The 25,331-nt window shown below is 67.9% G+C and carries 17 protein-coding genes; 6 read left to right on the forward strand and 11 right to left on the reverse strand.

From position 1 onward, the window contains the following. Positions 1-180: 180 nt before the first annotated feature. Complete coding sequence (locus U742_RS0121385) at positions 181-1,374, reverse strand: MFS transporter (RefSeq protein ID WP_197028311.1); 1,194 nt, start codon at positions 1,372-1,374, stop codon at positions 181-183. Between the two features lie 108 nt (positions 1,375-1,482). After that, positions 1,483-2,136: a Crp/Fnr family transcriptional regulator gene (locus U742_RS0121390; RefSeq protein WP_051661407.1), complete on the reverse strand. Its 654-nt coding sequence runs from the start codon at positions 2,134-2,136 to the stop codon at positions 1,483-1,485. Positions 2,137-2,371: 235 nt separating this feature from the next. Between U742_RS0121390 and U742_RS0121395 the strand changes: the two genes are divergently transcribed. From U742_RS0121395 to U742_RS0121405, 3 genes are all read left to right on the forward strand, one after another. After that, complete coding sequence (locus tag U742_RS0121395; RefSeq protein WP_197028312.1) at positions 2,372-3,181, forward strand: hypothetical protein; 810 nt, start codon at positions 2,372-2,374, stop codon at positions 3,179-3,181. Positions 3,182-3,307: 126 nt separating this feature from the next. After that, entirely contained in the window at positions 3,308-4,744 is a 1,437-nt protein-coding gene (locus U742_RS0121400) for a DUF1254 domain-containing protein (RefSeq protein ID WP_029356815.1), read from the forward strand. 22 nt (positions 4,745-4,766) lie between these two features. Beyond that, positions 4,767-5,792 carry a DUF1214 domain-containing protein gene (locus U742_RS0121405; RefSeq protein WP_029356816.1) on the forward strand — a complete coding sequence of 342 codons (1,026 nt, stop codon included), beginning with the start codon at positions 4,767-4,769 and terminating at the stop codon, positions 5,790-5,792. A gap of 208 nt (positions 5,793-6,000) precedes the next feature. On the opposite strand, the gene U742_RS0121410 is transcribed toward U742_RS0121405, so the two are convergent. The 9 genes from U742_RS0121410 to U742_RS0121455 form a co-directional block, all read right to left on the reverse strand. Continuing rightward, positions 6,001-7,074 carry a tartrate dehydrogenase gene (locus tag U742_RS0121410; protein ID WP_029356818.1) on the reverse strand — a complete coding sequence of 358 codons (1,074 nt, stop codon included), beginning with the start codon at positions 7,072-7,074 and terminating at the stop codon, positions 6,001-6,003. An 83-nt stretch (positions 7,075-7,157) separates the two neighbouring features. Further along, positions 7,158-8,855, reverse strand: coding sequence for a GMC family oxidoreductase (locus U742_RS0121415; protein ID WP_029356819.1), 1,698 nt, complete (start codon positions 8,853-8,855; stop codon positions 7,158-7,160). Continuing rightward, positions 8,852-9,646, reverse strand: coding sequence for an ABC transporter permease (locus U742_RS0121420; RefSeq protein WP_029356821.1), 795 nt, complete (start codon positions 9,644-9,646; stop codon positions 8,852-8,854). The genes U742_RS0121415 and U742_RS0121420 overlap by 4 nt, the downstream gene beginning before the upstream one ends. Continuing rightward, a complete protein-coding gene (locus U742_RS0121425) occupies positions 9,646-10,518 on the reverse strand; it encodes an ABC transporter permease (protein ID WP_029356822.1) in 873 nt (290 codons plus the stop codon). The genes U742_RS0121420 and U742_RS0121425 overlap by 1 nt, the downstream gene beginning before the upstream one ends. Positions 10,519-10,605: 87 nt before the next feature. Beyond that, positions 10,606-11,643, reverse strand: a complete 1,038-nt coding sequence (locus tag U742_RS0121430; protein WP_029356825.1) for an ABC transporter substrate-binding protein — start codon at positions 11,641-11,643, stop codon at positions 10,606-10,608. A gap of 64 nt (positions 11,644-11,707) precedes the next feature. Then, positions 11,708-13,012, reverse strand: coding sequence for an NAD(P)/FAD-dependent oxidoreductase (locus tag U742_RS0121435; RefSeq protein ID WP_029356827.1), 1,305 nt, complete (start codon positions 13,010-13,012; stop codon positions 11,708-11,710). A 17-nt stretch (positions 13,013-13,029) separates the two neighbouring features. Further along, positions 13,030-13,752 carry an HAD-IA family hydrolase gene (locus U742_RS0121440; protein ID WP_029356829.1) on the reverse strand — a complete coding sequence of 241 codons (723 nt, stop codon included), beginning with the start codon at positions 13,750-13,752 and terminating at the stop codon, positions 13,030-13,032. Positions 13,753-13,789: 37 nt separating this feature from the next. Further along, positions 13,790-14,881: an ABC transporter ATP-binding protein gene (locus U742_RS0121445; RefSeq protein WP_029356831.1), complete on the reverse strand. Its 1,092-nt coding sequence runs from the start codon at positions 14,879-14,881 to the stop codon at positions 13,790-13,792. Positions 14,882-14,984: 103 nt separating this feature from the next. Continuing rightward, complete coding sequence (locus tag U742_RS0121455; protein ID WP_029356832.1) at positions 14,985-15,701, reverse strand: HAD-IA family hydrolase; 717 nt, start codon at positions 15,699-15,701, stop codon at positions 14,985-14,987. 97 nt (positions 15,702-15,798) lie between these two features. Here U742_RS0121455 and U742_RS0121460 point away from each other — a divergent pair, with 97 nt between their 5' ends. The 3 genes from U742_RS0121460 to U742_RS0121470 all read left to right on the forward strand — a co-directional run bounded on the left by U742_RS0121460 (position 15,799) and on the right by U742_RS0121470 (position 25,268). Continuing rightward, positions 15,799-16,665 (forward strand): LysR family transcriptional regulator, encoded by an 867-nt coding sequence (locus U742_RS0121460; protein ID WP_029356833.1) that lies wholly within the window; start codon positions 15,799-15,801, stop codon positions 16,663-16,665. 268 nt (positions 16,666-16,933) lie between these two features. Next, positions 16,934-17,896: a LysR family transcriptional regulator gene (locus tag U742_RS0121465; protein ID WP_029356834.1), complete on the forward strand. Its 963-nt coding sequence runs from the start codon at positions 16,934-16,936 to the stop codon at positions 17,894-17,896. Positions 17,897-18,143: 247 nt separating this feature from the next. After that, on the forward strand, positions 18,144-25,268 hold the full coding sequence (locus U742_RS0121470; RefSeq protein WP_156034304.1) for an autotransporter outer membrane beta-barrel domain-containing protein: 7,125 nt from the start codon (positions 18,144-18,146) through the stop codon (positions 25,266-25,268). Positions 25,269-25,331 lie beyond the last annotated feature (63 nt).

Here is a 25,331-nt window from a genome sequence, read left to right on the forward strand (position 1 = left end):
AAATCGATCCGTATGTGGAGCCTCGCCACCCTCGCCTCGCGGGGAAGCCTTGTGATGTCGGGCAAGCCGGCACTTGAGACGAACCGCCGGGAGGGATTTCGCGCCCCGCAGTCAAAGCCCAGAGAGCAAAGCCCAAAGAACGACGTGTTTCCCCCCTTGCGACGATCAGGCGAGCCGAGATCATGCCTCGCCTGAGCGGGCAGCTTCGTCGATGGCCGAGAATCTGCGCCGGCGCGAGGCGCCGACCGCCAGGGCGAAGGCGATCGCCAGGAGGACCGTCGCGGCAAGAAACGGCATTTGCGGCGAGAGCTGATGCAGAGCCGCCCCGGTGAGCGGACCGATCGCCAGGCCCAGTCCCTGGCCGACCACGTTGAAGCCGGCGGCCTTCCCTTGAGCGCCCGGTCCGGTCCGCAGGCTGAGCGCGGCCAGATTGCCGGGCAGCATCAGCCCCAGCGCGACGCCGAGCAGGACGAGCGCACCGAACAGTTCCGCATAGGCCTGCGCCAGGGCGGCGAGAAGCAGGGCGATCGCCGCCAGCAGCGCGCCCGCGCCAAGCAGCGTCTCCGGCCTCAAGGCAAGCACCCGCAACACTCCGCCCTGCACCACGATCATCGCCAGGGCCGTCGCCATCAGCGCAAGTCCCGCCTTGGCGATGGAGTCGTCCGAAGCGAAGCCGAACGCGTCCTGCAGGCGGAGCGCCACGACCTGCTGCACGATGCTGTAGGCCGATATGGAGACGAGCGTGATCGCGAAAAACGGCCAGATGCGGGATAGATTCAGGTCGGCGCCCGGAGAGGCGGCCACCGCATGGTGCCGCCGCGGCTCGGGGGCGAACAGGGCCACGCTGGCGAGCGCCAGCCCGGCGAGCCCCGAAACGAGCAGGAAGGCCAGCACCGCGTCGCTGCCCCCGATGCGCCATGCCAGGGCCGAACCGATGATCGCGCCGAGCCCGTAGGCCGCGCCGAGGATTCCCATGCCGCCGGCGCGGGCCTCCGGCGCCGTGATGTCCGCGACATAGGCTTGGGATGCGGGGAGGAGGCCCGCGGACAGCAATGTCTGCGCCGATCGCGCCGCGAGGAAGAGGCCGAGCGCCAGCGCGCCGCTCATGGCGCCGTCCAGCCGGCGCCCGACGATGAAGCCGAACGCCAGGGGGGCGAGCATCGCACCCGTGAGCGCAATCACCAGCACGGGGCGGCGCCCGATGCGCTCGGTCAGATATCCCCAGGCCGGCGCCGCGATCATCAGCAGGAGGGCGGAGGCGGAGAGGATCGTTCCCGCCTGGATGTCCGTGAAGCCGAGACGGCGCCCGAGCGGAGGCAGCACCACGAACAGGAAGGACTGGCCGGCCGCATTGGCCATGACGGCGAGGAACAATGCGACCTGCGCCAGGCTGTGTCGGGTCGGTGGCATGACGTCCTCGAGATTGCATGTCCAAGGCAAGCGCGGCGGCCCGCTGCCGTCGTCGGACGACGGGGCGCGCGATCAGTCGGTCCCGTCTCCCTCGGCGAAGCGGCGGAGCGCTCCCGGGTCGGTGATGGTGATGGAGCGGTAGGTGTTGGTCAGCCACCCGGCCTCGGAGAAGCGCCTGATGGCGGCGTTGACCTGCTTGCGCGAGGCGTTCGCCATGACGCCGACCTCGCTCTGGGTCAGCGGGATCGGAACCTCTCCGATCCACGTCGTGCGCTGAAGCACCGAGGCGATCCTCCGGTCGGCCTCGGGCTTTTGCAGATCGTGGATCACGCGGAACAGGAACTCGACAGTCATCATCAGCATGAGCGCGACATGGTGCGTCACTGCCGGATCGCGCGCTGCCATCTGATCCATCGCGTCGAGGGGAAGGTGCAGCATCGTCGTTTCGACGACGGCCCTGAGCTCGGCCTTCCGTGGCTTGCGCGTGAGAAAGCAGCCTTCGCCGGTCCAGTGGCCTGGAACTCCCAGGAGGATCAGGCGGGGCGTCGCGCCCGCCGGGGCCAGGCTGACGCTGACGGTGCCCGACACAAGCCCGTAGATGCCGCCTGGGGGATCGTCGAGATGGAACACCGGCTCGCCCGCAGCGAAGTGCAGCAAGACCGAGCGCCGCAGCACTTCGCTCCGGAACGCTTCGGGCAGCGACGGCAGCCAGCCCTGCTCACCCATGATCTGCTCGGCGCGAGCTTTGCTGACCTGACCCAATGAAAAAGCCCCGGCTTTGTCCGATTTCGGACAATTACGATGTTGGCACCCGTTATATCAACAGCGACGACGTCGCGGCCGCCCAGTTCTTAGGCCAGCCGCGAACGGCGTTCGACGCATGGCGCGAGATAAGACGGCATCCAAAACCCGGTGCGGTGCCCTGAAGTATCGAGAAGGTCTGGAGTTTCGAGAAGGTAGGGTGACGATGCGCCCCGCAGTGACAGCGTGCCGGAATGTATTGTTCGCTGTCGGCCTGTTTGCCGGTCTGCCGGTACACGCGGCGGATCTGCCGCCTGCCGCGAGCGCTCCGCCTTCTCTGGTTCAATCCATCGGGCCGAGCTTCTCCTTCACCGGCTATGGCTGGGCCTCGGCGCTGCGTGGGCGCGCCTCGACGTTGCCGCCGCTGCCCGCAGCCGATGTCGGCCTCAGCTTCGGCGACATCCTGGAGGACTTCAACGGCGGGCTGATGGGCGCCGCCGAGATGCGCCTCGGCAACTGGGGGTTCATCGCCGACGCCATGTTCACCCAGGTGACGTCCGGCGCGACACTGCCGGGGCCGTACTTTTCCAGCGTGAACCTACGCTCGCGCACGCTCACCCTGCAGGCCTCCATTCTGTATCGGCTCCATAGCGACGTCACCTTCGACGTCGATCTGGGCGCGGGGCTGCGCTTCTGGAATCTCGACAACCGCCTGAAGATCGGTCGGGGCGCGTTGAACCTCGCCATCGAGCATTCCGAAGCGGAGAGCTGGCTCGATCCCGTGGTGGCCGCCCGGCTGATCGCTCGGGTCGGCGGACCCTGGAGCGTGACCCTGATCGGAGATGTCGGGGGCTTCGACGCGGGCTCGCGGCTGACTTGGCAGGCGCTCGGGACCGCGAACTACCACTGGAGCGAGAGCTGGACGCTCCACGCCGGCTACCGGGCCCTGCACGTCGACTACCGCAACGGCCCATTCCTCTACGACACGACCATGCACGGCCCGATCCTGGCCGCGACCTATCGGTTCTGACGGCGCCCGGAGACGCCCATGTCCATGTTCGACATCTCTGCGTGGCTCGTTCTGCGGCAGATCGCGATCCTCAACTACGTCAATCCCTTCTGAGCTGTTCGGGCCTACGGCCGGGAGAAAATCATCATGGCGAGCCCCTTCCACATCGACAGGCGGGCCCTTCTCGCGGCGCTCGCGAGCATTGGTGCGGGAGCCTCCCTGGGCCTCGCCGCGAGCCCTTCTGCCGCCCGGGCGGCAGAAGCCGACACGCTACGAGCGATCGCAAAGGAGGCGACGATCTGGGGCTTCCCGCTCGTCGACAATTATCGCATCCAATATTCGTACTTCGCGGATCGTGGCGGCCCCGAATTCAAGGCACCCTGGAACGTGATCGCCAACACGGCGCGCGTCTACACGCCGGAAGACAAGGCCATCCAGACGCCGAACTCGGACACGCCCTATTCCTATATTGGCGCCGACCTGCGCCGCGAGCCGCTGGTGATCTCTGTCCCGGCCGTGGAGGCCGGGCGCTATTACTCGCTGCAGTTCATCGACCAGTACACCTTCAACTTCGCCTATGTCGGCAGCCGCGCCACCGGCAACGAGGCCGGCAACTTCCTGCTCGCCGGTCCGCGCTGGAAGGGTCGCAAGCCACCGGGCGTGAAGAGTGTGATCCGCTGCGAGACCGATTTCGCCTTCGTGCTCTACCGTACCCAGCTCTTCGAGCCATCCGACATCGAGAAGGTCAAGGCGATCCAGGCGGATTACAAGGTGCAGCCGCTCTCGCGGTTTCTCGGCAAGCCGGCGCCGGCGGCCGCGCCCGCCATCGACTTTCCCCGGCCGCTCTCGCCCGAGCAGCAGCGGAACTCGGCCGAATTCTTCCAGGTCCTGAACTTCATCCTGCAATTCTGCCCGACACATGCTTCCGAGCGGGCCTTGCGCCGGCGCTTCGCCCGTATCGGCGTCGGGCCGGGCCGGGCGCTGGATATCGCCGGGCTCGCGCCCGAGCGGCGCAAGGCGCTTGAGGACGGCATGGCCGACGCCTGGAAGGCCTTCGCCGCCTTCAAGGCCGGCGAGCTCGACACCGGCAAGCGCACCGCGGCGGAAGGCTTCGGAACGCGGAGCTTCCTGAAGAACGACTACATGATCCGCATGGCCTCGGCGGCGCTGGGAATCTACGGCAATTCCAAGGAAGAGGCGCTCTATCCCTTCTACTACAGCGATTCCGCCGGCACCCCGCTGAACGGCAAGGACGGGCGCTATACGCTGCGGTTCGATCCGAAGAGTTCGTTCCCGGTCAACGCCTTCTGGTCGCTCACCGTCTACGAATTGCCGCAGAGCCTGCTCTCCGCGAATCCGCTTAACCGTTACCTCATCAACGCGCCGATGCTGCCGTCGCTGAAGCGGGATCCGGACGGGCAGGTGACGCTCTATCTCCAGCACGAATCCCCCGGGCCGGATCGCGAGGCGAACTGGCTGCCCGTTCCCGCCGGGCCGTTCTGGACGACGCTGCGCCTCTATTGGCCCAAGCCCGAGGCACTGGACGGCCGCTGGAAGCAGCCGCCGCTCCTGCGGGCGTCATAAGCATCGCAACAAGGAAGCGACCATGAAGCTGTTCCTCACGCTGGCGATCCTGGCCGTGCTCGGCCCCGCCGCATATGCGCAAGCTCCCCAGTCCAGGCCGGTGCCCGTCACGGTCGAGAACTTCCCGCGCGCCGAATCGGACCTCTACTTCTCCGGAATCGTCAGGAATGGCGGCTTCGGCAGATTCGACCACACGCGGGAGCCCGCGCCGCTCGACAAGCAGACGGTCATCCGCCTCAACCGCGATACCCTCTACTCTTCCGCGGTGTTCGACCTCGACGCCGGGCCGGTCACGATCACCATCCCCGATGCCGGCCGGCGCTTCATCTCCATGCAGGTGATCAACGAGGATCACTACACCCACCAGGTCGCCTACAAGCCGGGACCCTACACCCTGAGGCGCGAGGACGTCGGCACGCGCTATGTCGCCGTGGCGTTCCGCACGCTGGCCGACCCAGCGGACAAGCAGGATATGACGCAGGCCCACGCGGTGCAGGACGCCATCAAGGTCGAGCAACCGGGCGGGCCGGGCACGTTCGAGGTGCCGGCCTGGGATCAGGACGGCCAGAAGAAGATCCGCGACCTGCTCGTCGTTCTCGCCGATACGCTGTCCGACAAGAACCGGATGTTCGGCACCCGCGGAGAGGTCGACCCGGTCCGCTTCCTGCTCGGCACGGCTTCAGCCTGGGGCGGAAACCCGGACAAGGAAGCCGTCTACCTCAACGTCTTCCCCGAGAAGAACGACGGCCGGGCCGTCTACGGCCTGACGGTGCCGGCAAGCGTGCCGGTCGACGGCTTCTGGTCCGTCACGGTCTACAACGCCGAGGGCTTCTTCACGCCCAACGCGTTCGACGCCTATTCGCTCAACAACATCACCGCGGAGAAGAGCGCCGACGGCAGCTTCGACATTCAGTTCGGCGGCTGCGACGGCAAGATCGCCAATTGCCTGCCGGTCACGGCCGGCTGGAACTATATGGTCCGGCTCTATCGACCCCGTCCGGAAATCCTGAACGGCACCTGGACCTTCCCGGCCGCTGTCGCGCGATAGGCCGCCGATCTTCAGAAGGTCGGCGCCGATAGCTGGCCTGGATCGCCTCCAAGACGCTCGATCAACGGTGTCACCGTCGACGTGATATGGGCGGTCCCGACAGCGCGGAAACGGGCGAGCCCGGGCGGGGTTTTCGCGCGGGGATACGGGTTCGGATGGGCTGCCTCGTCAAAGGTGCCGGCCGCTCACGGCTGCGTCCAGCAGGGGCTCACTCGAGTGCCGCGGCAACCGCCTTGCCGCAGGTGGCGGTGTCGGCGCTGCCGCCGACATCGCCGGTGCGAGCCCTGGGCTCGATCAGCACGCGTTCCATCGCCCGTACGATCGCCGCCGCCGCGGCCGGTTCGCCGAGATGGTCGAGCATCATGGCGGCGGACCAGATCTGGCCCATCGGATTGGCGATGCCCTTGCCGGCGATGTCCGGCGCCGAGCCGTGCACGGGCTCGAACAGCGAGGGAAAGGTCCGGTCCGGATTGATGTTGCCGGACGGCGCGATGCCGATGGTGCCGGTGCAGGCGGGCCCGAGATCGGAGAGGATGTCGCCGAACAGGTTCGAGGCGACCACCACGTCGAACCGGTCCGGATGGAGCACGAACTGCGCCGTCAATATGTCGATGTGGTACTTGTCGGTGCGCACCTGCGGATAGGCGGCCTTCATGGCTTCCACGCGTTCGTCCCAGTAGGGCATGGTGATCGCGACGCCATTCGACTTGGTGGCCGAGGTGAGGTGCCTGTCGGGGCGCCGCATCGCCAGCTCGAAGGCGTATCTCAGCACCCGGTCGACGCCGTGGCGCGACATGACGGTTTCCTGGACCACGATCTCGCGCGGCGTGCCGGGATACATGCGCCCGCCGATCGAGGTGTACTCGCCCTCCGTGTTCTCGCGCACCACCCAGAAATCGATGTCGCCCGGCTTGCGGCCGACCAGCGGCGAGGGCACGCCCGGCATCAACCGCACCGGCCGCAGATTGACGTATTGGTCGAACTCGCGGCGGAACTGCAGCAGCGAGCCCCAGAGCGAGACATGGTCGGGCACGGTGTCGGGCCAGCCGACCGCGCCGAACAGGATGGCGTCGGACGAGCCGATCCGCTCCTTCCAGTCCTCCGGCATCATCTCGCCATGGCGGGCATACCAGTCGCAGCAGGCGAAGTCGTGCCAGGTCTGCTCGATCGCGAAGCCATAGAGCGAGGCGGCCTTCTCCAGCACGCGCACGCCCTCCGGCATCACTTCCTTGCCGATGCCGTCGCCGGGAATGACGGCGATGCGGTAGCGTCGTTCGGCCATGTCGTGGTCTCCTGCGTCAGGTGGGAAGGGGCGGCCGCCGTCTGGCCGCCGGCGCGGATTTCAGCCCGCTTATATCGGCGCGCTCAACGGCCGTTGCGGATGAAGGCGGCGATGCGCTCGGCAATCATGATGGTCGGCATGTTGGTATTGGCGCGCGGGATGGACGGCATCACCGAGGCGTCGGCGACGCGCAGGCCCTCCACGCCGAGCACGGTGCCGGTCGGCGAGGTCACGGCCTGCGGATCGTCGGCCCGGCCCATGCGGCAGGTGCCGGAGGGATGCCAGGTGCCCCCGACATTTGTCCGCACGAATTCGGTGAGCGTGTCGTCGTCGGTGAGCAGCCCGCGAATGGTGATGCCCTGCGTCACCACCGCATGGATGAGCGCCGCGCGCAGCGGCCCGGCGATGTCGAGCAATCCGGCGAGCGCGCCGCGCTGCACGGCGTTCCAGATGCCCGGCACGGCGATCTTCGCCACGCGCGGCGTGTAGCTCGCGGGGAACACCACGTCGCGGAACCCGTCCATGCCGGGATCGAGCAGCGCCTCCGCGCCCATGCGCAGCGCCGACTTCAGGCGGACGAGGTCGCGCTCGTCGCTGAGCATGCGGAAATCGACCTCGGGCTCGACGGCCGGGTCGCTCGAGGCGAGACGCAGGAAGCCACGCGAATAGGACTTGTTCACCCAGAAGAACAGGCTGCCGGTGCGCAGCCCCACCGAATGCCAGCCGGCGCGCGACAGGATCGCCGCGTGCATGTCGCCGGCCGGCGTTCCGGGCAGGTCGGAGGTATAGCGCCAGATCGCCTCCTCGTGGTGCTCGCCCGGATTGCGCTCGCGCGCCTCCGGCGGTAGCCAGGTGGCGACCGCGATCGAGGGGTGCTCCATCAGGTTGCGGCCGACGCCGTGCCGGTCGCGCACCACGGGGATGCCGAGCGTGCGCAGTTCCTCCGCCGGCCCGATGCCGGAGCGCAGCAGCAGCGCCGGCGAATGGATCGCGCCAGCCGCGAGCACGACCTGCCGCGCCGCGATCGTGAGCGGTCCGCTGCCCGGCCCCACGATCTCGGCGCCGGTGGCGCGGGTCCCCTCGAATATGAGGCGGGTCGCGACATGGCCGGTGAGAATCTTCAGATTGGGCCGCCGGCGCACCTCCGGCGTCAGATAGGCGAGCGAGGTCGGCTGGCGCTCGCCCTGGTCGCTCACCGCCACCACGCCGCGAAAGGTGCCGTCCTCCCATGGCCCGTTCTGGTCGAGCCGGATCGGATGGCCCCGCTTGTCCAGCGTCTTCATCACCCGCTCGACGAAGCGCGAGACCTGCCCGTCGCCGATGCGGCGCAGCACCAGCGGGCCGTCTGATCCGTGCAGCGGGCCGTCGAAGTCGCGGTCGGCCTCCATGGCGCGGAACACCGGCAGGCAGGCGTCCCACCCCCAGCCCTCCGCGCCCAGTTCCTCCCATTCGTCATAGTCGCCGGGCGCACCGCGATTGGCCATCAGCGCATTGATGGCCGACCCGCCGCCGAGAATCCGGGCCTGCTCGTAACGGCGGGGCCGCCGGCCGGCATTGCGCGTCGCGCCGCCCATGAGGGCGTTGAGGCCGCTCCAGATGTTGGACGTGTCGAGATAGGCGCGGCCGGGATAGCGCGCACGCACGTCGTCTGGAATGTCGTCCGCCGAGACGTTGCGGCCGGCCTCGACCAGGATGACGTCGCAATGCGGGTCTTCGGAGAGGCGCGCGGCCAGCACGCAGCCGGCCGAGCCGCCGCCGAGGATCAGTATGTCGGTGTTCATGACGCAGCGTTCGACTTCGCCTCGCCGCGCGCGCTGAGCGCGACCAGCATCACCACGAGGAACGACACCGCGGTGAGCAGCGTGCTGATCGCCGCGATGGTCGGGTCGATCTCGTCGCGCAGCGCGGTGAACATGCGCTTGGTCAGCGTCTGGTACTGGCCGCCGGAGATGAACAGCGCCACCACGGTCTCGTCGAGCGCCGAGATGAAGGCGAACAGCAGGCCGGTGATCACGCTCGGACGGATCTGCGGTAGCGTGACGATGAAGAAGGTGCGCAGCCGGTTCATGCCGAGGCTGCGCGAGACCATTTCCTGCGCCGGGTCGAACTTCCGCAGGCCCACCAGCACCGAGGTGATGACATAGGGCAGGCCGAGCATGACATTGGCGAGGATCAGGCCGGTCATGGTCGCGAGCAGGCCGACATTGGCATAGACGAGGAACACCCCCACCGCGGTGATCACGATCGGCACCACCAGCGGCAGCATCAGCACCACCTGCAGGCTGCGCACCAGCCGCGAATTGGCGAGGTTGAGCGCATAGGCCGCGGCGGTCCCCATCACCGTGGCGATGACGGCGCTCGACACCGCGACTATGAGGCTGACGCGGGTCGCCTGCATCCAGGCGGGGCTGGCGAGATAGGCCTCGTACCAGCGCAGTGACCAGGAGGGTGGCGGGAAGGCGAGGAAGCGCGCGCCGGAGAAGGACATCGGCACGATGATGACGATGGGGATCATCAGCCACAGCAGGACGAGGCCGACGAAGACGCGCAGCAGGATCTTCGGGACCGCCATCAGCGTGCCCCCATGATGCGCTCGAACGGGATCACGAGGCTGGCCAGGCGGAAGATGAAGAACACGCAGGCGAGCAGCACCACGCTGATCGAGGAGGCCGCACCCCACTCGTTGTAGACCTCGATATTGCGCGAGACCAGCATCGAGACCATGTAGGTCCGCCCGCCGCCGAGCAGCTCCGGCGTGATGTAGAAGCCGAGCGTCAGCACGAAGACCAGCACCATGCCGGCGACCACGCCGGGCAGCGACAGCGGCAGGAACACGCGCAGGAACACGTGCAGCGGCGTGCCGCCGAGGCTCGCCCCCGCCATGGTCAGTTCGGGCGGGATCTTCTGCATTGTGGCGTAGAGCGGCAGCACCATGAAGGGCAGCAGGATGTGCACGGTGGCGACGATGGTGCCGAACTCGTTGTTGACCAGCGTGAGCGGGGCGTCGATCAGCCCGAGGTCGGTCAGCGCCGAATTCACCAGTCCGCGCCGCTGCAGCAGGATCAGCCAGGCATAGGCACGCACCAGCACGCTGGTCCAGAACGGCAGCACCACCATCGCCAGGATGAAGATGCTCCAGCGCCGCGACGCCCCCGCCGCCACATAGGCGACGGGATAGCCGAGGATGAGCGCCGCGGCCGTCACGATGAAGGCCATTCGGAAGGTCTGCAGGAAGGTCATCCAGTAGACGTCGTCGGTGAGGAACCGGGCGTAGTGCGCCAGGGTGAACCCGCCGTCCTGCCGCACCGACTGCCAGGCGAGCCAGCCGAGCGGCACCACCAGCAGGCAGCCGACGACGGCGAGCGCCGGCGCCAGCAGCAGCAGGATCAGGCGGCGCTCGCGCCGGTCGTGCGCGACCGAAGGATTGATCGGCGACGTCGACATGGAAGCTTCCTCGCTAAACTCTTCCCGGCCGGATGGCATCGTCCGGCCGGAAAGAACGTGCTTTCAACAGCTTAGGTTAGCCGTCGCTCACTTCTGGATGAACGACGCCCAGCGCTTCTGCGCCTCCTCGCCCGCCGGCGAGCTCCACCACGCCACCGAGATCAATATCTGCTTGGCGGCGTTCTCCGGCGAGCTCGGCATCTGCGCGGCGCGCTCGGGCGAGATCTTGCCGGTCTTGTAGGCGGCGGGGTTGCCCGGGCCGTAGTCGATATAGGCCGGGAAGTTCGCCTGGATGTCGGGCGAGATCGCCGCGTTCAGGAACTTGTAGGAGGTCTCCAGATTGGGTGCGCCCTTGAGGATGCAGAGCGAGGTCTCCTGCAGGAAGCCCTGGTTGAAGGTGTAGCCGACCGGCGCCCCCTCCTTCATCACCGCGGTGACGCGGCCGTTCCACGCCATCTCCATGTCGATCTCGCCATCGGCCAGCAACTGCGCCGACTGGGCGCCGGAGGTCCACCACACGGTGACGTGGGGCTTCAGTTCCTCCAGCTTCTTGAAGGCGCGGTCGACATCGAGCGGATAGAGCTTGTCGGCCGGCACGCCGTCGGCCAGTAGCGCGGCCTCGAGCGTGGCCATCGGATGGCTGCGCAGCGCCCGCGTGCCCGGGAACTTCTTTACGTCCCAGAAATCCGCCCAGCTTTTTGGCCCGTTCTCGCCGTACTTCTTCTTGTTGAAGGCAAGAACCGACGAATAGAACTCGTAGGGAACCGAATAGGCCGTCTTGTATGCCGCCGGGATCTCGGCCGCGTTCGGCAGTTTGGAGAAGTCGAGCTTCTCGATCATGCCCTGCTCGCCGCCGCGGATGCAGTCCTTGGTGGGCGTGTCGATCACGTCCCAGACCGGCTTGCCGGTCGCGGTCTGGGTCTTCAGCACCGGCCAGGCGTCGGGCGAGGAATCCTGGTTGATGGTGATGCCGAGCAGCTTGGCGGCCGGATCGAGGATGGCCTTGGTCTGGGCCTCCTGATAGGCGCCGCCCTGGGATACGAAGGTGATCTGTTCGGCCGAGGCGGCCGCGGCCGACAGCAGCAGGGCCACCGCCATGGTCGAGATCGAGAGTGTCACGCGCATTCCGGTTCTCCTCTAGGTCCTTTTTGTCGGCCGCTGACGTTCGTGAGACGATGATCGCGGCGCGTCATCGCCCTATGGCGTCGAGGAACTGGTACCAGCCCGCGACCAGGCGGACGGCGGGTTCGCGCAGTCCGTAGAAGGGAATGGGATGGAGCGGCTGTCGCGTCAGCAGGCCGAGGTCCGGCTTGCCGCCGGTAACCAGCGCGGCGACATGGCGGCCGATCCCGGAGGCGAGCGCGACGCCGGTGCCGTTGTAGCCGACCGAATAGACGACGCGCTCGTCGAGCCGGCCAAGATGCGGCAGGCTGTCGAGCGTCATCGCCACCAGCCCCGACCAGCGATGCGTCACCTTCACCGAGGCGAGCTCGGGGAACTGGCGCACCATCTCCTTCTCCAGCGCGGCGAAGGCGGATTGCGTGTCGGTCTTGCCGAAGGCACCGCGCCCGCCATAGAGCAGGCGATCGCCGGATTTGCGGAACCAGCGCATCATCCGCCGCGTCTCGGTGTAGCTGCGCCCGGTGGCGAGCAGTCCGGCGCCCGGCGTGCCGGCCAGCGGCTCGGTGGCGATCATCGCCGATCGGAACGGGATGATAGCCTTGCGCACCGGTGCCGTCGCCGGCGTCAGGTCGGAATAGGAGTTGGTGGCGATCACGAGCTGGCGCGCGGTGATGCGTCCGCCCGGCGTCTCCACGATCACGCCCGCGCCGTCTCGCCCGAAGCGGATGACCGGCGTGCCCTCATAGATGGCGATCCCCTCGGCCTTGAGTCCGGCGGCCAGCCCGAGGACGAAATTCAGCGGATGGATAACCCCGCCATGGGTGCTGAGCATGCCACCGGTGAAGCCGCGCGAGCCTGTCTCGGCCGCCACCTCCCCGGCGCTCAGGATGGATATGCCGCGATCGCCCAGCGCCTCGCGCAGCCAGGCCGCCTCGCTCTTCAGCACCTCGAGCGTGTGGGCATTGTGGGCGCAGCGCAGCGAGCCCGAGGGCCGGTAATCCGCGCCCTCTATGCCGAGCTCCTCGACGAGTTGCCCGACATGCTCGACCGCCTCAAGTCCGAGATCGTGCATGCTGCGGGCGGTGTCGAGGCCGTATCGCGCGGCAATATCCTTGAAGCCGATGCGGAACTTGCCGGACACCACGCCGCCGTTGCGCCCGCTGGCGCCCCAGCCGATGCGGTTCGCTTCGAGCACCACCGGCGACAGCCCGGCCTTGGCGAGATAGCGCGCCGTGGAAAGCCCGGTATAGCCGCCGCCGATGATGGCGACGTCGAAGGCCTGGTCGCCCGACAGGCTTCCGATCTCCGGCCGGGCGACCGAGGTCGCCCGCCAGAGGGAGTCGATGTCGACCGGGGAGGGATGGGTGGCCATGGCCGTCGCACTCGATGTCAGGCGGCCGCGCGGGTGTCGGCGAGTTCCGCGTCGACCGCGTCGGCGAGCTGCTTCAGCGAGGAGAAGTGGAAGTCCGACTTAGTCAGCACCTTGGGATCCGGCGTGCCGCCGAAACCCTTCTGGCCTTGGCGACGCTCGATCCAGCAGGTGACATAGCCCTCGGCCTTGGCGACGCCGATGTCGTGATGCTGGCTCTGCGCGACATGCAGGATTTCGGACTGCTGGAAGCCGAGCGCCGACTGGCGCCCCTTGTTGAAGGCGAAGAAGCGGGGGTCCGGCTTGGCGCATCCGGTCTCGTCGCAGGTGACGCTGTCGTGGAACGGATTGCCGAGCGTCGCCGCATAGGCGGAGAAGGCGGTGCGGTCGGCATTGGTCATGGCGACCAGCCGGAAGTTCTTCCTGAGCCGGCAAAGCGCCTCGACGGAATCGGCGAAGGCCGGCCAGCGCAGCACCGCGAGCTGGAACGCCTCGGCGGTGGCTTCGTCGTTGTTGAAGCCGCATTCATTGGCGAGCGACAGATAGACATCCTTCATGGCGAAGGAGGAGCGCCCGTAGAACTTGTCCCGGCCGCGCTTGTAGGGCTCGAAGATCTCGTCGTCGCTCGCCGCGGCAGCCTTCGGGCCACCGAGCGTACGCACCGCGCCCAGGACACCCGTCTCGAAGTCGATCAGCGTGCCGACGACGTCGAACGTCATGACCTTGAAATCGGTGAACTTCATTTTCTTCGTTCCTTTTGGCAGATGTCGGGAATTCGGGTCAGCGGGCTTGCGGCACGACGATGGTGTCGTCCGGGTGGATGGCGACGGCGATGCGCTCGCCGGGCGCCTTCAGCAGCGATCGGCCCTGGTGGTTGCTCGGCACCCTGAGGCTGAGCCGCGCACCGCGGTCGAGTTCCAGGAAGATGCGGATGCTCTCGCCCTGGTAGAGCGTCTCGGTCACGACGCCGCTCAGCAGGTTCGGCGTCCCCGGCACGGCGTCCGGGGCGGCAGTGAGCTTCTCGGAATGGACGACGAGGAACAGTTCCGCGTCGTTCGGCACCGCCCGCGCGCAGACGAGGCGCGTGCCGTCGAGATCGACCGAGCGGTCGTCGACGCGCCGGACCGGCAGAAGCGTGGCCTCGCCTATGAAGCCAGCAACGAAGGAATCCGCCGGATTGTCGTGGAGGCGCTCCGGCGTATCGACCTGGACCAGTCGTCCCTTGTTCATGATGGCGATGCGGTCGCTCATGGTGAGCGCCTCGCGCTGGTCGTGCGTCACATAGATCATGGTGGCGGCGAGCTTGCGGTGCAGATGCTTGAGCTCGATCTGCATGGTCTCGCGCAATTGCTTGTCGAGAGCGGAGAGCGGCTCGTCCATCAGGATCAGGCGCGGTTCGAAGATCATGGCGCGGGCGAGCGCGACGCGCTGGCGCTGGCCGCCGGACAATTCGTGGATCTTGCGTTCGCCGAAGCCACCGAGCTCCACCATGTCGAGCGCCGCCTTGAGCCGCGCCGGCCATTCGGATTTCGGCATGCGCCGCGCGCGCAGCGGAAAGGTCACGTTGTCCGCGACATTCATGTGCGGGAACAGCGCGTAGTTCTGGAACACGATGCCGATGTCGCGCTTGTGCGGCGGCTCGAGGGTGATGTCGCGCTGGCCGAGGAAGATCGAACCGGAGGTCGGCTGGACGAAGCCGCCGAGAATGCCGAGCAGCGTCGTCTTGCCCGAGCCGGACGGCCCGAGGATCGAGACGAACTCGCCCGGCGCGACCTCGAGGTTGGTCTCGTCGAGCGCGCGGAAGCTTCCATAGAATTTGGAAGCGGCCCGAATGGAGACCCCTACTGTGTCGCGAGCAATCGTTCTCGACATGCTGTCCCGTTTCAGAAATCCAGGGGAATGGTTGGTGCCTCGGCGGAGCCGCCGCCGATGATGGCGGCCCCGCGCGGGGGTCGTTCCTCGGCGCGCATCGACCTCATCCTTCCCGGTCCACCGCGTCTGCGAGTTCCACCAGGCTCGCATAGTGGTAGTCGGGCTCGGTCACGACGGCGGGGGCCGGCGAGCCGCCGAAGCCCTTCTTGCCCCTGCGCCGCTCGATCCAGGCCGTGCGATAGCCGAGTTGCCGCGCCACGCCGATGTCGTGGTACTGGCTCTGCGCGACGTGGAGATAGTCCCCCAGCCTGAAGCCCTGCGGGCTCTGGCGTCCCCGGGCATAGGCGAAGAACTGGGGATCCGGCTTGCAGGTGCCGACATCCTCGGCGGTCACCGTATCGTCGAAGGGCTGCTCCATCGTCCGCACGAAATGATCGAGCGCCCAATTGTCGGAATTGGTCATCGCCACGAGACGAAAGCGCTTCCGCAGCCGCTTCAGCGCGTCGACTGTGTCGGGAAACGCCGGCCACGCCGGAACCGACTGCCGGAACCCCTCCACCGTGGCCTCGTCGGCGGGAAGTCCCAGCTCCGCGGCCATGGTGCGGTAGGCCGGCGCCATCATCGGCGGGAAGGGCAGGCCGGGCGTCCGGTCGTGCTCGATCGCTTCCGCCTTTCCATAGCTCAGCAGGATCGCCTCGTCGTCGAGCTGCAATCCCGCCCGCTCGGCGATCGGGCGGACATAGTCGAGGATGCCGGCCTCGAAATCGATCAGGGTGCCGACAACGTCGAAGGTGAGAATCTTGAAATCGCTGAGGTTCATCGGATGCCTAGCCGCCTTTTACGAACACGAGCGAACGCTAGCCGGCTTGCAGGAATGACAGAAATGATATGTTCTCATGCGCACATCGAATTTTGTCATGGTCATCGACATGCGCCTCGATATCGACTCCCTGCGAGCATTCAAGACCGTGCTGGAACTCGGCGGCGTGACGCGTGCCGCCCACAAGCTGAACCTGACCCAGTCGGCGGTCAGTCATAAGCTGACGCGGCTGGAGGAGCGCATCGGCCGCCCCATCCTCCTGAAAGGCAGCAGCGGCTTCGTCCCGACCTCCGACGGGCGGAGCCTGCTGTCCTATGCCGAGCGCCTGATCGCCCTGCATGACGAGGCGGCGGCCCATTTCCGATCGTCCGAGCTCGCTGGCGAAGTCCGGCTGGGCGCCACGGAGGATGCGGCCAGCGAGTGGCTGGCGGCCGTGCTGGGCCGGTTCCGCAGGCTGCACCCGCGCGTCTCTCTGAGCATTCGCGTGGCGCAGAGTCTCGTCCTGGAGCAATGGCTCAGGGCGGGAGACCTCGACCTCGCTATGATGCAGATATTCGTTCACGACAAGACACCGCACGACCTCGAATTGTGGCGGGAAGACCTGATCTGGGTGCAGTCGACGGATCATCCCTTCACCCTTGAGAGCAGCATTCCGTTCGTGTCCTTCGACGAAAACTGCTTCTACCGCCGCGCGGCGCAGGAAGCGCTTGCCGTGACGGGCCGAAGCCTGAACGTCGTCCTGGAGTGCCCGAGCTGCGACGGCGTGACGGCCGGGATTCGCCACGGGCTGGGCGTGGGTGTAATCGGCCGCCGGCATCTCGAGCCCGGTCTGATGGAGATCGAGCACGGCCTTCCGGCCTTTCCGCAGATCTGCCACATCGCCCGCTCGGGCAAACGTTTATCCGCAGATCTGGAGAAGACCCTGATGGAAGCCGTCTCCCAGGAGATGGTTCACGACATGTAATCATGTTGACTTCCAACTCATGCCTATGAGCTGACCTGCCGCCTGTTCCTGACGTCCTAGCCCTCGCCGCCGGCATTGCGGCAGGCGATCCTCCTCCATTCTCGGGATGAGCTTACCGGCCGGGCCGCTGCCGCGGCCCGTCATGCCATCCCATCACCTTGCGCTTACATTTTGTTGGGCTCGCACCGAGCCGTTGACGGACCGCAGGAGACCAACGATCCGACGCGGGTTCAATTGAAAAAAAATCTGGCCGGCATTACATTATGTAATGCGTAAGCTTCGCCTTGCCCTGCCCTCCATGAATGGCTTCTTCACCTTCGAGGCGGCGGCGCGCTGTGGCAATTTCGCCCGCGCCGCCGAGGAACTCAACGTGACCCCGGCGGCGGTGAGCCGGATGATGGGCCGGCTGGAGGAGCATCTGGGCATCAGCCTGTTCGAGCGCATGCCCGGCGGCGTCACCCTGACCGAGGCCGGGCGCATCCTTTACGAGGCGATCTCCCGCGGCTTCTCGGGCATCGAGCATGCGCTGCGCGAGATCGAGGACCGCAAGACCGGGGTCGAGACGGTCACGCTCTCGGTCTCGACCGGCTTCACGACGCACTGGATCATGCCGCACATGGCGGAGATCAAGCGCGCCTTTCCCTCGCTCGAGCTGCGCTTCCAGCTCATCATGTCGGCGCTCTCCGGGCCGGTCACCGATGTCGACCTCGGCATGCGCTTCGTCGACGGGCCGGACGAGCGCCACGAGGCGAGCTACATCATGCCGGAGATACTGGTGCCGATCTGCAGCCCGGGCTATCGCGACGGGCAGCGGGGCTCGATCGCCGACGCGGCAAGCCCGGTGGAGACGCTGATCGATCTCGGCGAGGCACAGCCGGACTGGTCGCAGGTGTTCTTCCCCGGCGATCCGGGCGCCGCGACCAACTCAATGATCTTCTCCGACTATGCGATCGTCGTGCAGGCGGCGATGCTCGGCCAGGGGGTGGCGCTCGGCTGGCTGAACGTCACCTGTCACTGGCTGCGGACGCAGGCGCTGGTGCCCGCGAGCCCGCGGGTCAAGGTCACCGGCCGGCACTGCCAGTTCGTGCGCTCGCGCGACAAGCCGCTGCGGCCGATCGTGGCCGAGGTCCGCGACTGGATTATCGCCCGCCTCGCCGAGGATGTCCGGCACGTGGCCGAGCTCTATCCGGAGCTTCGGCTCGACGCGATGCTCGAACGCGGCCGCGGCTAGATGCGATCGCCCCGGTCCGGGCGATGGCGATATCGCAGGCGCGGATGAGGCGGCCTCTGCTGCCGCAGGACTTACCCCTTGGGGTAATGGCGCTTTCCGCCGTCCGTTTGCATCATCGCCCGTCGTAAGGTCCGCGCTGCACCGGGGGGAGCGGCCGGCCTGGGGCGGGACGGGCTCCGGCTGGTTGGGGAAGGCGATGACCCGGGCATGGCGGCTGGCCGCCGTGCATCATGGGGGGCGTCAGTCCATGTCTGATCGAATCGCCGACACCGGCGATGGCGAGCACCGCGCTGGCGCTGCAGGGACAGCGTGCGCCACGGTGCATAGACGGCTGATCGCCGGGCTCCTCGCTTCCACCGCCTGGATCGCCGTTTCGAGCGATGCCTCGGCGCAGGCGACGTGCGGGGCTTCGGGCAGCGGCTATAGCTGCTCCATCGCCAGCGGGGACTATACCTCGCCGATAACGGTCACCGAGCCGGGCAACGCTCCTTCCGGCAACGCATTGACCGTGAACAATGCCGGCACCATCGACATCGGCGTCGGCGCAGTCCCGACCTCCTCGGTCGGCGTCTATGCCCTGGGCGCGTCGATCACCGGCGACAATTCGGTCAATAACGGAAATGCCTCCGGCCTGACCGTCGTCAATACCGGGGCGATCACGCTCGGGGACGGCGTGACGGCCTATTATAACTACAACATCTACGGCATTTGGGCGCAGCAGGCGGCGAGCGGGCTCGGCTCCACCACCGCCCCTGCGGCAGTGTTCAATTACGGCACCGTCACTGTGGATCCCACGTCGGCCGTCCAGGTGGTGGAAGCCTTCGGCATCTGGGTGAGCGACCAGGGCGGGGCGACCTTTGGCAACTCCTACGGTGCCTCCGTCTATAATGGCGGCGCGATCACCGTGACGGCGACCGGCCAGCAGGGCGCGGCCGGCATCGATGCGTTCTCCACCGGCGCCTATCAGGGCACCGCCGGCTCCGATTCGGGAGTAGGCGGCGTGGTTTCGGTGGTGAATGCGGCGCCGGTGACCGTTGACTGGACGTGGCAGAATGTCGGCAACAACAGCGGCGTCTTCGGCATCCAGGCGATCTCGACCGGCAGCGGCGGGGCGAACGTCGCCGCGTACACGATTGCAAGCGGCGGCGACGGCATCTGGGCCGGGCCGTCGCAGATCGTCCTGAATGCAGGCGGTGACGTGACGGTCACGGCGAACGGGACGCCCCAGAATGTCGCGGTTCCCGGCCTTTCGATCCTCAACGCCGTCTCCCCCGGCACCCCGCTCCAGGGTGCCGGCCTGTTCGCGGCGACCTTCGGCGGCAATGGCGGGGCGGGCTACGGCAACAACCAAAATGGCGGCGACGGCGCGGAGGGTGCGCGGGCCGGCATCGACATCGTGGATGCGAGCGTGACCACCACCGGCAGCGGGCTGCCTGCCCTCGCGCTGCTGGTGCAGGCCGGGAGCGGCGGGTATTCCGGCTGCCAAAACTTTAATGACTGCTCGTTCTGGGAGTTCAACAACTACAGCTATGAGAGCAATGGCGGCGCGGGCGGCGACGTCTACCCCAATGCCGATAGCGGCATCCAGATCGCCGCGCTGACCGCTCCGGTCACCATCTCGACCAATGGCGACAATTCCGCCGGCATACTGGCGCTGCTGCAGGGCGGCACGGGCGGCAGTGGCGGCGTCGTACCCGCCGCCGGCACTGCCGGCGCGGGCGGCGCGGGCGGCAGCGTCTTCGCCACGCTGAACATCGGCCTTTCCGGGACAGGAGGTCAGCCGGTCACCGTGGTGACGCAGGGCACCAATTCTCCGGGCATCTCCGCGTTCAGCCTCGGCAGCGACGGGCACGACGGCGCCGAGGCGGCCGACAGCCTCGACAGCATCACCGCCGGCGCTGGCGGAAATGGTGGAAATGGCGGCGCCATCAATGTCCAGTTGTCGAACGCATCCGTGACCACGCTGCAAGATCAGTCCATCGGCATCTATGTCCTTTCGCAAGGCGGCACCGGGGCAGGCGGCGGCCTGGCCGACGGCGGCTCCATCGAACAACATGGCGGCGACGGCGGCGATGGCGGCTCGACGGGAGACGTGACGGTCACGCTCGATCCCGGCTCCGCTATCATCACCTATGGCGTCTCCTCGTCGGGCATCGTGGCGACCAGCATCAGCGGCGGCGGCGGCGATGGCGGCGGGGCGAGCGGCGGGCATGCGCACGCCGGCATCGGCGGCACCGGAGGAAACGCCGGCAACGCGACGGTCGACAATGCCGGCACCATCGTCACCCACGGGGCGTCGGCGCGCGGCATCGTCGCGCAGTCGATCGCCGGGTCGGGCGGCGGCGGCGGCTATTCCTATGGCACCTTCAGCAGTTCGGGCGGGACCGGCGCGGCGGCGGGCACCGCCGGTACCGCTGCCGTGACCAACAGCGGCGACATCACCACCTATGGCTCGAACGCCCATGGCGTGCTGCTGCAATCCATCGGCGGCGGCGGTGGCGCCGGCGGCCAGGCCGGCGGCTCCTTCGACACGGTTGGCGGCAGCGCCAGCGACACGCCTAACGAGTCCGATGGCGGCACCGTCCTCTTCACCTCGGACGGCGGCAGCATCGTCACCGACGGCTTCGGGGCCTTCGGCGTGCTCGGCCAGTCGATCGGCGGCGGCGGCGGCGATGGCGGCGGCGCGGCGGGCGGCAATGTCGTCGTCGGCGGCAATGGCGGCGCGGGTGGCGCGGGTGGAACCGTTACCGCCGAGCTCAACGCCGGCACCGAAATCCTCACCCTGGACGACGGCTCGGCCGGCGTCGTCATGCAGTCGATCGGTGGCGGCGGCGGCAATGGCGGCAATGCCAGCGCCAACAGCATCTTCATAACGACGGCGGTCGGAGGTGCTGCCGGCGGCGGCGGCGACGGCGGCGCAGTTACCATCAATACCGACGACGCCAGCATCACCACCGCCGGCACCAAGGCGCCCGGTATTCTGGCACAGTCGATCGGCGGCGGCGGCGGAGCGGGCGGCTGGGCGATCGCGAAAACGGCGTCGGCGGCCATCGGCGTCTCCTCGGCGGTCGGCGGTAACGGTGGAACCGGCGGAGACGCCTCGACGTCGACCGTCACCTTGGCCGGCACCTCGGTGCTGACAGGCCTGCAGATCGAGCTGCTGGGCGACGGCATCGCGCTGGAGCAGTCGCATTGCGCGGACGCGACCTGCAACATGCTTTCGGTCGACAGCTATGGCGCCGTGGTGCAGAGCATCGGCGGCGGCGGCGGCATGGGTGGTTCCGCGATGGCGCAGTCGCTGGTGCTGGCCATACCCAACCCCAGCGGCGACCAGGCCGCGCTGGCCGTGAGCCTCTCGGTGGGCGGTTCAGGCGGCGATGGCGGCAACGGCGACACGGCGCAGTTCTTCCAGACGCAGGGCAGCACGATCACCACCTATGGCCAGGGCTCTGGTGGTGCACTGGTGCAGTCGATCGGCGGCGGCGGCGGCGCAGGCGGCGATTCCTCCGCCAATGCCTCCGTGCTTGGCTACGATACGCCGGGAGATGTCACGTCGCTTGCCATCTCGACAGCCGTCACCGTCGGGGGCTCGGGCGGCAGCGGCGGCACGGGCGGCGAGGTGATCGTGGCGCTTGGCGGCACGCTCGACGGCAGCGGCGATTTCACTGCCGATCCGACCGGCAGTGCGCCGACCTCCATCACCACCTATGGCGACTATGCCAACGGCATAACCGCGCAGTCGATCGGCGGCGGCGGCGGTAATGCCGGCTTCGGCGCCGGCAACACCCAGTCTTTCGGTACCGGAAGCAGCACCTCGATCACCGCGACGCTGGGCTCGCAGGGCGGCGCGGGCGGGAATGGCGGCCAGGTCTACGCCTTTATCGGCGCCGGCGACGGCATCACCACCTGGGGCTCCGGCTCGGTCGGCCTGCTGGCGCAGTCGATCGGCGGCGGCGGCGGCACCTCGCAAGGCGGCTCGTTCAGCCTGGCGCAGACCATCGGCACGGGCGAGAACAACCCGGTGCTGAAGCCGAGCGTGACGGTCAATATCGGCCTCGGTTCCGACGCCACCGGCGGCAATGGTGGCAATCTGAACATCGACGTCGCGGCGCCGATCACCACCCATGGCGGCGATGCGGTCGGCGTGCTGGCGCAATCGATCGGCGGCGGCGGTGGCCTCGGCGGCTCCGCCGGATCGGACGGTTCGGCGGACAACCCGATCGTCGCCACCAATAACGGCCTCGCCGAGCGCGAATTCTCCAGCGAGGTTTCCAGCTTCCTGCAGAACGTGTTCCAGGGCGACAACGACGGCAGCAACATCCCTTCCATCGACACGAGCTTCACGTTGTCCATCGGCGGCAAGGGCGCGCAGGGCGGCACGGGCGGGAATATCGGGCTCGTCATATCGGCGCCGATCACCACGTCCGGCGACTGGGCGAGCGGCGTGGTCGCGCAGTCGATCGGCGGCGGCGGCGGCAAGGGAGGCACGGCGGCGGCAACCGGCACCGGCGGCCTTCCCGAGATCACTATCAATTCGACCGTCGCGCTCGGCGGCAGCGGCGGCTCGGGCAACAATGCCGGCGAGGTGGTCATCGACCTGCAAGCGGGCGACGCCGTCATCCAGACCGCCGGCTACGGCGCGAGCGGCATCATCGCGCAGTCGATCGGCGGCGGCGGCGGCATGGGTGCCGATGGCTCGGACAGTGCGACGGGTCTCGTGACACTCGGCCAGGACGAGGGCGGGAACCCCGGCAGTGGCGGTACCGGCGGCCCGGTGCAGTTCGAATATTACGACACAAACGGCTCGACGGTGGCCACCACCGGCGTCGCGGCCGATGCCATCATCCTGCAATCGGTCGGCGGCGGTGGCGGCATCGGCGGCGCCGGCAGCAGCCTGTTCGGCGGCGTGACGCAGCAATCCACCTCGTGGACGCTGACGGCCGGCGGCAATTCCGGCTCCGGCGGCGATGGCGGTACCGTGCTGGTGCAGCAGGGCGTGAACAACGCCATACTGAACGTCTCCACGCAGGGCGACTACTCGATCGGCCTGCTGGCGCAGTCGATCGGCGGCGGCGGCGGCCTGATCAGCGTCCAGCCGACCGCCGAGACCGTGACCGCCAATCTCGGCGGCCAGATGTCGAGCGGCAATGGCGGCACGGTCACCATCAATGTCGCCAACGTCAATCTCAGCACGCAGGGCGTTGCCGCGCACGGCATCGTTGCGCAGTCGATCGGCGGCGGCGGCGGCTATATCCGGATCAACGACACCGGCGACACGGCGGCGACGCCTTCGCTGACCACGACATGGAGCACGTCCGATTCGGATACCCTCACGCAGGGGGCCGGAAGCGGCGGCGACGTGAACGTCACCTTCATCGGCGGCAGCGTCACCGTTACCGGCGCGGGGGCGGTCGGCATCCTCGCGCAGTCGCTCGGCGGCGGCGGCGGCGTGCTGGTGAGCGACGGCTCGATCTTCGCCGGCACCGCGGCATCGACCTCGGGCATCTGCATCGATTCATGCACCGGCGGCGGCAATGTCGCCGTCATCGCCAACGGCGATATCTCGGCCACCGGCACGAACGGCATCGGCATCTTCGCCCAGAGCCAGGGCAGCAGCGGCCTAACCACCACCCTAAACGGCACCGTCGCCGTCACCGTCATCTCGAACGTGACAGGCGGCAGCGGCACTGCCGCCACCGATACGCAATCCGGCGCCGCCGGCGTCTGGATCGATGGCGACAATTCCGGCAACACCGTTACCGTCGCCTCCGGCGCTACCCTTACCACCAGCCTCGGCACCAGCGGCACGGCGATCCTGCAGACCGGCGGCGGCATCACTACCGTCAACAATTCCGGCACCGTCGACGGCGCCGTCTATCTGAACGGCGGCACGTTCAACAACGTCAATGGTGGCGTGCACAACACCGGCAGCGTCAATGACGGCGACGTGGTCAACCACGGCACGCTGAACGTCGGCATGTCCGACGAGATCCGCATCACCCATGTCACCGGCGACTTCACCCAGACCAGCGAGGGTCAGCTCGGCGTGACCATCGACTCGCTCAACAAGGCGGGGGATCTCCTCGACGTGGCGGGCCTCGCCCTGATCGACGGGCTCATCGTGCCGACCGCGATCTCGCTCCTGCCCGGGCCGGTGCAGGTCGTGACCGCCAGCAGCCTGAGCTCCACGGCCGATGCGCAGGACTCCCTGCTGTTTCGCTGGGACGCCGAGCAGTTCGGGAACAGCATCTCGATCACGCCGCATGCCGACTTCACGCCCGCCGGCGTCGCCCTCACCCGGAGCCAGGCCTCGCTCGCCGACTATCTTTCGCGCGCCTGGGACAATTCCGACGCCGGGATGGCCATCACCTTCGCCCAGCTTTCGCAGATCGGCGGAGCCGGCAGCTACACAGCGGCACTCAACGAATATTCGGGCAAGGACATCCAGGCGCAGTCGATCGCCTACGCCAATACGGCCGGCACCATCCTCGGCGCCTCGCTGACCTGCCCGGTCTTCAGCGGCGGCCGACCCGACGGCGAGGATAGCTGCGTGTGGGCCGACATCTCCGGGCGCTGGAGCGACCAGGACACCACCGCCGAGATCCAGGGCTACAACGTCTCCGCCACCAGCTACCGCATCGGTGGCCAGCACGAGATCGCCCAGGACTGGTATCTCGGCGGCTCCTTCGCCGTCGGCACCTCCTCGGCCTCGATGGCCGGCGGCTCCGACGGGGACGGCGAGACCTATGACGGCTCCGTCTCGCTGCGCCACACCGTCGGGCCATGGTTCTTCGCCGGCTCGGTGGCGATGGGCTACGGCTCCTTCGACAACACCCGGCTGGTCAATCTGCCGGGTTCCAGCGCGGCGCTGGAGAGCGATTCCAGCATCTTCCTGGCCGGCGCGCGGCTGCGGGCCGGCTATCAGTTCACCTTCGAGGACTGGTACGTCCGGCCCTATGGGGACGTCGACCTGATCTACTCGCACATGCCGGGGGTGACCGAGAGGGGTTCGCCGATCTACGCCCTTCAGCTCGACAGCAGCAGCAAGACCAATGTCGGCCTGTCGGCGATGGTCGAGGTCGGCGGCCGGGTGGAGCTGCAGAACGCGATCACGCTGCGTCCCTATGCGGCCGTCGGCGTCACCTATTTGCCGGACAACACGCGTTCGGTGGATGCGAGCTTCGCCGGCGCGCTCGCCGCCGACGGCACCTTCACCGACTATCTGGAGGCGCCGGAGGTGCTGGGCCGCATCGATCTCGGCCTGCAGTTCCTGCGCGCCGGCGGCTTCGAGTTCCGGGCCGGCTACATGGCCGATATCGGCGACACCTATGTGAGCCAGTCGGCAAGCGCACGGCTCGTCTACCGGTTCTAGTGGGATCGCGGCGCCGGGGCCCACAGAGACGGGCGCTCGCGCGGACGGAGCCGCCCCTCGGCA

It is taken from the genome of Allobosea sp. 117 (assembly GCF_000702305.1).
Taxonomy (GTDB): Bacteria; Pseudomonadota; Alphaproteobacteria; order Rhizobiales; family Xanthobacteraceae; genus Ancylobacter.